At 42.2% G+C, this 10,974-nt stretch carries 9 protein-coding genes; 5 read left to right on the forward strand and 4 right to left on the reverse strand.

Translation table 11 applies throughout. The features are described from left to right. The first annotated feature begins 98 nt into the window (after positions 1-98). Entirely contained in the window at positions 99-1,220 is a 1,122-nt protein-coding gene (locus SLH46_RS14475; protein WP_320281921.1) for a serine hydrolase domain-containing protein, read from the forward strand. A 75-nt stretch (positions 1,221-1,295) separates the two neighbouring features. Continuing rightward, positions 1,296-1,916, forward strand: coding sequence for a DUF4230 domain-containing protein (locus tag SLH46_RS14480; RefSeq protein WP_320281922.1), 621 nt, complete (start codon positions 1,296-1,298; stop codon positions 1,914-1,916). Here SLH46_RS14480 and SLH46_RS14485 read toward each other — a convergent pair. Both SLH46_RS14485 and SLH46_RS14490 read right to left on the reverse strand, forming a co-directional pair. After that, positions 1,913-2,782, reverse strand: coding sequence for a 3-keto-disaccharide hydrolase (locus SLH46_RS14485; protein ID WP_320281923.1), 870 nt, complete (start codon positions 2,780-2,782; stop codon positions 1,913-1,915). The two genes, SLH46_RS14480 and SLH46_RS14485, sit on opposite strands and share 4 nt — an antisense overlap. A gap of 16 nt (positions 2,783-2,798) precedes the next feature. Then, entirely contained in the window at positions 2,799-4,013 is a 1,215-nt protein-coding gene (locus SLH46_RS14490; RefSeq protein ID WP_320281924.1) for a serine hydrolase domain-containing protein, read from the reverse strand. A gap of 258 nt (positions 4,014-4,271) precedes the next feature. Between SLH46_RS14490 and SLH46_RS14495 the strand changes: the two genes are divergently transcribed. The 3 genes from SLH46_RS14495 to SLH46_RS14505 are packed head-to-tail and all read left to right on the forward strand — an operon-like array spanning position 4,272 to position 7,633. Then, positions 4,272-5,693, forward strand: coding sequence for a monomeric [FeFe] hydrogenase (locus tag SLH46_RS14495; RefSeq protein WP_320281925.1), 1,422 nt, complete (start codon positions 4,272-4,274; stop codon positions 5,691-5,693). 9 nt (positions 5,694-5,702) lie between these two features. Further along, positions 5,703-6,683 carry an oxidoreductase family protein gene (locus tag SLH46_RS14500; protein WP_320281926.1) on the forward strand — a complete coding sequence of 327 codons (981 nt, stop codon included), beginning with the start codon at positions 5,703-5,705 and terminating at the stop codon, positions 6,681-6,683. A gap of 56 nt (positions 6,684-6,739) precedes the next feature. Beyond that, positions 6,740-7,633 carry a 3'(2'),5'-bisphosphate nucleotidase CysQ family protein gene (locus SLH46_RS14505; protein ID WP_320281927.1) on the forward strand — a complete coding sequence of 298 codons (894 nt, stop codon included), beginning with the start codon at positions 6,740-6,742 and terminating at the stop codon, positions 7,631-7,633. A gap of 56 nt (positions 7,634-7,689) precedes the next feature. On the opposite strand, the gene SLH46_RS14510 is transcribed toward SLH46_RS14505, so the two are convergent. Both SLH46_RS14510 and SLH46_RS14515 read right to left on the reverse strand, forming a co-directional pair. Then, on the reverse strand, positions 7,690-10,017 hold the full coding sequence (locus SLH46_RS14510) for an OmpA family protein (protein WP_320281928.1): 2,328 nt from the start codon (positions 10,015-10,017) through the stop codon (positions 7,690-7,692). A 26-nt stretch (positions 10,018-10,043) separates the two neighbouring features. Further along, positions 10,044-10,973: a PorP/SprF family type IX secretion system membrane protein gene (locus tag SLH46_RS14515; RefSeq protein WP_320281929.1), complete on the reverse strand. Its 930-nt coding sequence runs from the start codon at positions 10,971-10,973 to the stop codon at positions 10,044-10,046. Between the last annotated feature and the right edge of the window lies 1 nt (position 10,974).

The raw sequence follows: 10,974 nt of genomic DNA on the forward strand, positions 1-10,974 counted from the left end.
TCCCCTTTCCTCTGCCTTTTTAACAAAATTTCACGCACAATTTTTTGCTATTTTTCTATTTTTGCAAGCGCTTTTAAGAACGAAAAAACCAGTAAAAAATGATGCGAAGTTTTCAGATTTTTATTTTGTTTTTTGTTTTGCTAACTCTTACGAATTGTAAGAAGGCAGAAAACGACATCCTGTACAACAAAAAGTACATCGACGAGATTAAACAAGCCAGAAAAGAAATCGGCTTTTACTTACAAAGTAACTTAATTCCGGGCGCACAAATTGCCATTTCCAAAAACGGCGAATTGATTTATTCCGAGGGAATTGGATTGGCATCGAAAGACCTGGAAGTAAAAACAACCCGCGACACAAAATTCCGGATTGGTTCGCTTTCAGAGATGTTTACCACGCTTGCCTATCTTAAAATGGTGGAAGATGGTACGCTTATTCCCGATTCTACGGTTCAACATTATTTACCTGAATTCCCGAAAAAACAACTTCCGCTAACGGTAAAAAACCTAGAAAATCACACTTCCGGAATCCGGGAAATGAACAACCAGGAACGCAATTGGACTGCACTTAATGTAGGAATTGAAAAAGGTCTCGAAGTCTTTCAAAACGATGAGCTGATGGCGCCTCCGGGAGTTTTCCAGAAAGAAAGCCGCTTAAACTTTAACCTGCTTGGCGCTATTATGGAAAAAGCCACGGGCAAACATTTTCACGAGGTGCTGAAAGAATATGTTACCGATACCTTGCATTTCGAAAATACGGTACCCGATAATCTGTTTGGAACCGTAAAAGGACGTACTGATTTTTACGATCATAATATTATTGCACAGGTGGTAAATTCCACTTCTCTGGATTTAAGGTGGCGCCTTCCGTCGGACGGGCTTTTATCAAGTGCAGAGGACCTGGTTAAAATGGGTAATGTTTTCCTCAACTCTGATTATTTGAACGCTGATACACGCGAAATGCTATTTCAACCTGACACACTGGGAAATAATACGGTGTCGCAATTTGTAAATGGCTGGATTATTCTTCACGACAGAAAAGGCAATCTGGCTTATGGCCGCGAAGGGTACGTACACGGTGGCAGCTCTGCGGTGCTTATATTCCCCGAAGAACAGCTTGTTTTGGCCATGACTGCCAATCTCACCCAGGATCGGGCAAATTTTCCCTTGTTTTTAGTGGCCGATTTTTTCCTGCCAAAACAGGGTGAAGCCAGAGAATAGGATTTTATTTCGAAGCGAGAATACAAAGGGTTTCTACAAAAAGTTTTATTTTAGATTTGTTAAACAAAACTTTTTATGGAAACCCTTATTTTTTTGGGAATAATTATCGGGCTGGCAGGAGGAATTGCCGGAACCATTTATTTTTACAAAAGCCGCAACGAGAAACAGCTGCAGAGCCAATCGGTTTTATTGCTGGAAAAAATAAAGCAGGTTTGTAAGCTAATAACTGTTGAAGGCGAATTCTCGGAGATTTTCACCCACCGTGATGAAAAAAACCTGTTCTTCAAACTCTTTCAAACAGAAAAAAAAGCCTTGCTTATCGTTAAGGCAAAAGTGATGATCGGCTTCGATCTTACCAAAATAAACATCGAAATTAATACCCCTAAACGACAGGTCCGGCTTTCACAATTTCCTGAACCCGAAATTCTGAGCATCGATAACGACCTGGAATATTACGATGTACAAAAAGGGATTATCAATAAATTTAACGAAACCGATTTAACCAACATGAATAAAAAATCGAAGGAGTTTATTCGCCAGAAAGTTGAAACCAGTCACCTGGTGCAAATAGCAAAAAGCCAGGCAACTGACACGGTTTCACTTATCCGTCAGTTAATAGAATCAGTGGGATGGGAACTGGTTGCCGAGCACGGTAAATTAAACAGCGGAAAATCCCCGAAAGAGTTAATCAGTTAATTGTAATACACTGCAAAATCTTCGGGCATTTCGTCCAGTTCTTTAATCTCAATATCCTTGTAAAAAACTTCGGCGGCCTCGCTTTGTATCTGAATTTTCCCTTTATCCAAGGGCAAAGTTTCACCATCCTTAATGTAGCGTGAATTACGCAATACCATCACCACTTCCCCATTTACAATATGAATGCTATTTCCGTCGAAACAGACTAATTCCAATGTATTCCATTCTCCCGGCGCTTTTTCGTAATTTCCACTGCGCAGACAAAATCCCTGAATTTCTTCATCCTGCCCCATTGCCAAAAAAGGTTGATTTACATCGGCAACCGGATTCATAATATATTCGGGTAAATACGCTCTCACATCAATTGCTGAAGTGATCTGGCTCCAGTAATCGCCCAGGTGACCTTCCATCACCTGAAATTCCTGCGATAGCATCCAGGTTCGCCAGTATTCTGCACCAAGTGGCCCAATGGAATGGTATAAAATTCCGGAGTCCATCAACAGGTTTTTACGCGGATCAAACTTCTTGTCTCCCCATTTCATTTTCAGCCGCAAGTGGTAATTGGCATATTCCTTTTTTGTAATCAGGCAACCATAAATCTCACCGCTTATCTTCAATACTTCTTCGCCTTCATCTTCAGTTACCGTAAATACATTGAATCCGTCTTTATTTAAACCAATCGGAGGAATCAGGTTCCCATCTGCATCTTTGGGTTGTTGCCCATCGTACCCCAGTTGGTGCTTATAGCTTAAATACCTGTCCCACTTCGAAAGATCCTGGTCCATTAGCGATTCCCACTCATCTGGTGTTGTACTGCAGGATAAAAACAGAAAAGTAATCAGTGCGAATAGTATTGAATTTCTCATGTTCAGAAGTTGCATCTTATTTTGTTAAAGTATTGTCGATTATCGATTTGAATTCGTTGGCGTAGTCGAAATTATTTGGCATTATCTGTGTTGCAGTTATAATAATTAGCTGGTCAGTCGGATTGATCCAAAAATTTGTGGAAGCCGCTCCTGCCCAGCTATATTCACCTGTTCCAAAATCAACAGCACCGGCCAATCCGAATCCTGCATTTCCGTTATCGTAAGTTGCCGTTTCAGGAAGTTGGTTGCTCATAATCATTTTCACTGTTTCGGGTTGTAAAATTCTGGCACCATCCAGTTCTCCTTCGTTCAGCATCATTTTACAAAAACGCGCATAATCATCAATCGTTGAAACCAAACCTCCACCTCCAGAGTAAAGTGTAGCAGGTTGTTTAAACGCCCCAGCCATGCCTTCTTGAGCAGGTGTCAGCATTTTATCTTCTCCTTGATTGTACAAATCACACAAGCGGTCGTGTTTTTCTTCAGGTACATAAAATCCTGAATCGTCCATTTTAAGTGGTCCAAAAATATGCTCCTGAAGGTATTCGTCAAACGGTTGTCCCGAAAGCACCTCGACAAGGTAACCGGCCACATCAATCGAAAGTCCGTACATCCACCGCGCTCCGGGTTGAAAATTAAGCGGCATATCGGCCAACGAAAGCATTTTATCTTCCAACTTTCCATCCCAGCCACTAACATTATTTACACGGTAAAGCGAATCAACATAACCCGGATTCCAGCCATACGAAATTCCTGAAGTGTGCGTAAGCAAATGGCGAATCGTCATTTCATTTTCCTGAGGTTCCAGACTAAAACCATCTTCATTTGGAGAGTAAACTTTACTACTGCCATAGTTCGGAATATAATCCGATACTTTATCATCCAGATCAAATTTTCCCTCATCGTACAAAGTCATCAAAGCAACAGCCGTAACCGGTTTACTCATCGAAAAAATCCGATAGATGGTATTCTCTTCCAATGGTTTTTCATTTTCCCGGTCTGCATAACCTTTATTCATCCTAAAAACCTCTTCACCATCTTTAATTACCAGCGCCGAAAATCCGGCCAATTCCCCTTCATCAATATATTTTTGAATAAGATTTTCTGCCGCTGCCAATGAATCGACAACTGCACCGGAATTTGCCTTCTGTTCTTTTGGTGTTGAATTACACGCTGTAACCAATAAAACGAGCAAGAATAAAAACGGGAAATAAGCTTTGAAAGATTTCATGAGAATGAGTTTTTTGTTAGTTTAATTTTAATCCGAAAGGTCGATACATTCGGATATTTTCAAATTTAACAAAAAGCTGATCCAAATGGCGTCTGACAACTAATTTTCTGTCCATAATCCTAACTTTTTCAGACTGTAACACCTTTTGCAGGCTCCTCCATTTTAACCCTGTCTTAACAAGAATCAACTAATCACTACAAAGGCGTTGCGGAACATAAAAAAGGCAGTACTTTTGCGGCGTCAAAAAAACAGGACAACATGGGATACACAAGCAATACGCTGATTATCAGGAGAGATTTATTAAAACAAATGGTCAGGCTATTTGCCGATGGAAGACTGGTTGAAGAAATCGACCGTATTCCTATTCAAATGGCGCCTAAACGACGTGAAGCACAGCACCGCTGTTGTATTCACAAAGAGCGGGCTGTGATAAAATATAAGCTTTTTCCTTTGTTGGGTTACACTGTTGACGACGAAAAGGATGAACTGACTCCCCTGAGTGTTTATGCTGAAATTGCCCAAAACCGCACGCAGGTTAAAAAAGAAATAATGACGGTGGTTGACGAAGCCTGTACCAGCTGTGTAAAAGCGCAGTATGTGGTGAGTAACCTTTGCCGCGGTTGTGTGGCTCGTCCGTGTATGATGAACTGCCCGAAAGACGCCGTTAGCATGGTAAACGGGCAGGCACAAATAAACACCGATAAGTGTATTAATTGTGGCATTTGCCAGAAACAGTGTCAGTATCATGCTATTATTCATGTGCCAATTCCGTGTGAGGCAGCTTGCCCGGTTGGAGCCATTTCGAAAGACGAATACGGCGTTGAACGCATCGACGACGACAAATGTATTTACTGTGGAAAATGTATGGTGGCTTGTCCGTTCGGAAGTATTTTCGAAGTTAGTCAGCTCATCGATATCCTGATGTGCATCCGAAAAGAAGAGCACACTACCGCCATTTTTGCACCGGCAATTCACGGTCAGTTTAACCTCTCAACCGGACAAATCGAAAGTCTGTTAAAAGAAATTGGTTTTAACGAAGTGGTAGAAGTTGCCGACGGAGCACGTAAAACCGTTGAGCACGAATCGGCAGAATTTCTGGAGCGACTCGATGAAGGCGCACCGTTTATGACAACCAGCTGCTGCCCAAGTTATGTGGAAACCGTTGAAAAACACGTAAAAGGATTAAAACCATTTGTTTCGGACACGCCATCGCCGATGATGTATGCCGCCGACATGGCACGTGAGAAAAACCCGGATACTAAAGTTGTGTTCATCGGGCCATGTATTGGTAAACGCAAAGAAGCCAGGCGTAACGAGAAAGTTGATCACGTAATGTCGTTTGAAGAGTTGAATGCACTTATCGTTGGACTTGATATCGATTTGGGAGGATTACCCGATAGCGAAAGCCGCAACAATGAGAAAACGCTCGACCGTGGATTTGCGTTATCAGGTGGTGTTACAGCCGCGGTAAAAGCTGAGCGCCCTGAGGCAAATATTAAAGAACTGGTGATTAACGGAGTGGACAAAAAAGCTGTGGGTATGATGAAAGCTTACGCACGCGGAAAAGCGCCAGCCAACTTTATTGAAGTAATGGTTTGCGAGGGTGGCTGTATTAACGGTCCGGCATCGCTGGGCGAAATGGCCGGCAACCGCAAACTTTTTAATACCAACCTGAAATAAAACGAAAACATGAATTCACATTTTCAGGAACTTATCTTACAATCAACCGGAGCTAAAAATCTTCACAAAATTGAAGTCATTCAGAGTTTGTGGAGCGGATACGGCGAAATCGTACGTTTTGGGCTGGAAGGTTGTGAACTTGAAAGTGTGGTGGTAAAACATGTTAATCTCCCCGAAGGAGGATCGCATCCACGTGGTTGGAACACCGATCTTTCGCATCAGCGGAAACTAAAATCGTACAAAGTGGAAACGGAGTGGTATAAATCGTTCAATAAAAATTGTGACGATAATTGCAAAACGCCACAATGTTACGCGCTGGAAACAAAGGGCAGCGAAGTGTTAATGGTTTTTGAAGACCTCGACAGCACAGGATTTGCAGAACGTTTGAGTTCTTCGGTTAACTGGGACAACATAAATGCATGTTTGTTTTGGCTGGCCAATTTCCATGCGACTTTTATGGGAGTTAAACCGGAAGGTTTATGGAGAATCGGAACCTACTGGCACCTTGAAACCCGCCCCGAAGAGCTGGAAGCAATGGATGATCTTCCGCTAAAAAATGCAGCCTTAGCTATTGATAAAAAACTAAGCGACAGTCCTTTTCAAACGCTGGTGCACGGCGATGCCAAACTGGCCAACTTTTGCTTTTCGGATAATGGCAAAAATGTTGCAGCTGTCGATTTTCAGTATGTAGGCGGTGGTTGCGGAATGAAAGACCTGGCTTATTTTATTGGAAGTTGCATGAGCGAAAATGATTGCGAAAAATACGAGCATAAACTGCTCGACATGTATTTTGCTCATCTGTCTGACGCACTTCAAAAGAAAAATTCGACAGTTGATTTTAAGGCATTGGAAAACGACTGGCGAAATTTATATCACGTTGCCTGGGCCGATTTTCATCGCTTTTTAAAAGGCTGGCACCCGGGGCACTGGAAAATCAATTCGTACAGCGAACGTGTTTCGCGCGAAGTCATTGAAAAACTCACGGTGTAACCGCATCTTTGTGTACCTTTAGCGCATAATTACATCATCAACGATCTGTTCTGATTATGCGTTTAACTACTGAAAATTTGATTACCCTCTCCGAACTTGCCATTGAAGCTGCCCAAAAAGCAGGCGCTTTAATCCGTGAATATTCCACAAAAGAAGTAGTTGTAAAAAATAAAGAAGCTGCCGACAGTCTGGCCTCGCAGGTAGTTACCGAAGTGGATGTAAAAGCACAAAATGCCATTTTGGAAGTGCTGTCACCATCCATTTCAGAGTTCGATCTGGCTTTGCTAACCGAAGAAAGCACTGACGATAAAAGCCGTTTCGAGAAAGACTATTTCTGGTGTATCGATCCGATGGACGGAACACTGGCTTTTACAGAAAAAACTCCCGGATACGCCGTTTCAATTGCGCTGGTTTCAAAATCGGGAGAACCGGTTATCGGTGTTGTTTTCGATCCAACAACACAAAATCTGTATCATGCAGTAAAAGGTCAGGGCGCTTTTAAAAACCACAAAAGCTGGCAATCTGATTTGGAACTGAAAGGTAAAAGAACTTTTACCCTCCAAATGGACCGCACTTTTCTGAAATACGAACATTTTGATGAATTTATTTCCGAACTGGAAGAGAAGTTGCAAGAATTATCTATCAACGAATTGCAACTACAAAAACGGGCCGGTGCAGTGTTAAATGCCATCTGGACACTCGAGCAAGCCCCGGGGTGTTATTTTAAACTTTCGAAACCAACACCCGGCGGCGGAAGCCTATGGGATTTTTCTGCTACAGCGTGTATTTTTAACGAGCTCGGCGCACCGGCAAGTAGTTTTGATGGCACTCCACTCGACCTGAACCGAAGCGATTCTTCGTTTATGAATCACCGGGGTGTTTTGTATGCGTCAAACCAACTCGTTGCCGATTTCATAAAAAAAGCCCCTTCACTTTTAAAAAGGTCTTAATTCTGCACCACCTTTAGTCAATGCGAAGATACAGGAACAACCTGCAAACATTCTCATTATTTCGTTAATGAGATGACAAAACAATCAGTAAAACCTCGGTCGCGAATTTGTTTCATCACATCGGTGGCTTCATCGTTTGAATGGAAATGACCAACCTGATAATTGTACAGTTCATTGTTGTACAGCGCAATTACCCCGTATTCATTGATAATATCTTTTATAGGCGCAAAGCTGCTCTGAACATTAATAGGTTCCTGCGTTGATATTAACTGCACCCTGTAGATTGGCTGCAACGAACCGGATGATGCCGTTTCAGTAGTTGTCTCAGCCACTTCCTCTTCTTCTTTTATCTCATCATCCTCAAAACAACTGCTAAAAAATCCTGGTTTTAATGCCCCTGCATTCATACGGGTTCCACCTTTGTACGATCCCGGATTATATTCCTGCTCTACTACATTATCCGTTAAAAACGAAGTCACTTTAAATTCGATCCTGCGGTTTACAGCGTGCTCTTCTTCCGTACATTGCACCGAATCGCTGCATTGGTTCAGCAACTGACTTTCACCATATCCGCGAGCTACCAGCCTGTTTCGGTCAACTCCCTCTGCCACTAAAAAGTTTACCGTTGCCTCTGCCCTTCTTTGAGAAAGTGCCATGTTATATTCTGCCGAAGCGCGGGAATCGGTATGTGCCGACAATTCAGCTGTTATTGGATAATATTTCATCAATTCCACGAGTTCCATCAGCACCGGCTTCGACTCTTCGCTAATAGTTGCCTTATCCAAATCAAAATAAATATCCTGGAAAATAAAACGCTGATCCAATTCAAGCTTAGTCAGCAAAAGATCGCGTTCGGCAAATGTGTTTTTTACGGAATTATCGGACGGAGTTACCTGTAGCATACAATCGTAAATGTACCCGTTTTTCATGGCTTTCATCACATACTGTTCGTTACGATCAACGGTCGTTTCAAAATAACCTTTGTCGTCGGTTTTTAAAATTTCCACTTCATTTCGGGTGGTATTTAATACAAAAACGGTTGCATCGTAGATGGGCTTGTTCAAGCCAAATTCCTTTACAAAACCGCCAAGTACCAAATTGTTTCGAAGGTTCTGAAAAGAATAGATATCATCCGATCCTGCGCCGCCGGGACGATTTGAACTAAAAAGACCTTCGGTGCCGTTTTCTTCAACCACGATACCAAAATCGTCATACGAAGAGTTGATTGGCTTTAACAGATTCTCCGGCTTTTTCCATTCCGAATCGATTTTTGCCGACCGGTAAATATCCAGTCCGCCAAATCCGAGATGCCCGTCGGAAGCAAAGTATAAAAGCGAATCGTTGGCCAGAAACGGAAAAACTTCGTTGCCCGATGTATTTACCTCCGATCCAAGATTTATAGGATCACTCCATTTATCATCATCCTGTAAGTAGCACAAATACAGATCGGATCCTCCGTAACCACCCGGCATATCAGATGAGAAAACAATCTCCGAACCATCGCTTTTTAAGGCCGGATGCGCGACTGAATATTCCGAAGAATTTAAAAAGAAAGGCTCGTAATGAAGCTTTTTTCCATCAGTAATATGCGCAAAGTAAATTTTCAATAGATAAGTTTCCGGCTCCCCTTTTTCTTTCTTTGCATCCTTTGCCACGGTTTTGGTAACATAAACCGTCTTCTCGTCTTTCGAAAAACTAATTGGGCCGTCGTGATACGACTGATTAAAATTCTTATCCATCTGTTCCGGTGTGGTCATGGCATCGCCAAAATTACCGGTGTATTCCGGCTCTGTATAATACAGGTTCAAATAGTAAAAATTTGTCCAGCCATAGGTTGAATTGTCGATCACATCCAGCCGACGATCGGAGGTAAATACCATTCCGTTTTTATAAAATGCCGGACCAAAATCGGAGTATTCCGAATTTATCGACCGAATATTTATCACATCAGCCATGGGCGGTAATACCAGCCATTCTTTTATATCGATACAAAAGTCATGGTACTTCTGTGCATCGAGACTATCGGGACATGCTTTTATAAACGTGGAAAAAGCATCGGCAGCTTCGTTATACATGGCCATACTCCGCAGCGCCTGACCTAAATAATAATAATTCAGGGTATCGGCATTATTAAATTGAAGCACTTTCTGATACCAGTTAGCTGCATTTACCACGTCGTTTGTTAAACGATAGCAGTTCGCCAGCTTTTGTGTGGCTTCAAATCGCTCATTAGTTTCACCCGAGTCGGCGACTTTCAGGTAATAAGGTATGGCTTCAGCATAATTAAAATATTCGTAAAGCTTGTTCGCCTTTTTAAGCTGTGCGTGGGCACCAAAGCCTAAAAGTACTGTGAGTATAATTGTTGTTACCGTTCGTATATTCATTTCGCAGGTTTTCAAATAGTTTTTAATCAGAAATAACGAGGTGTCTTCATACGTTTGGCTGTTGCAATGTCGAAACCAAGCCTGAATTCGTGCGTGCCTTTGTTATGCAGCTGCAGATCATTCATCATTAAGTCGAACGAATAACCCAGTCGGAGGTATTCGGTAATTCGAAACTCTGTCAGAAAAGCAACCGTTCGTTGAGTTCGGAATGAAAGTCCCACCCAAAATGTATCGCCAAATAAAAAACTGGCGTTAAGATCGACCTGCGGCCTAACGTTCCCTACAACCTTTGTAAGTGCCGATGGCCTGAAAACGATTTTTTCATCGATTGGGATTGCCATCCCCAGCATCGCATAATAGTGCCTCGAAAGTTTTGTAAACGTATTTTTCCCATCAACTTTCCCGGAGCCATATTCATTTTCGAGCAATTGTTTCGACGATAAACCGGCATAAAACCGCTTGGTTTGATAATACACCCCCAGGTTCATATCGGGACTTAAACGCTGAACATCCTCAGGACTGAAAACCGCATCAGGATACTCGGTGTCAATGGCATTCCAATCGAAAGTGAAATACTTTACACCAAACTGAATTCCAAACGAAAACCACCCTTGTTGAGTTTGAATACGGTATGAATAAGTACCCATTGCCCCCTGGTTTATGGTTGGACCGATCTCATCGCGATACAGATATGCTCCCAAACCAACGTTAGAGTTTTTCAGTAAAGTATGCCCCGATAGCGTTATGATTCTTGGAGCACCGTCGATACCCACCCATTGATAGCGATTCAGCAGATCAACTGTAAAGATTTCGCGGCTGCCGGCATAAGCAGGATTCAGCACCAGTTTATTAAACATGTATTGCGTAAACATCTGATCTTGTTGCGCAGCAGCTGAAAATCCGGCTAATAAGGCAATTACCAGTAAGGCTTTTTTGATATATTTAATTTTCTTCATC

The organism is Draconibacterium sp. IB214405 (genome assembly GCF_033963885.1).
Lineage (GTDB): Bacteria > Bacteroidota > Bacteroidia > Bacteroidales > Prolixibacteraceae > Draconibacterium.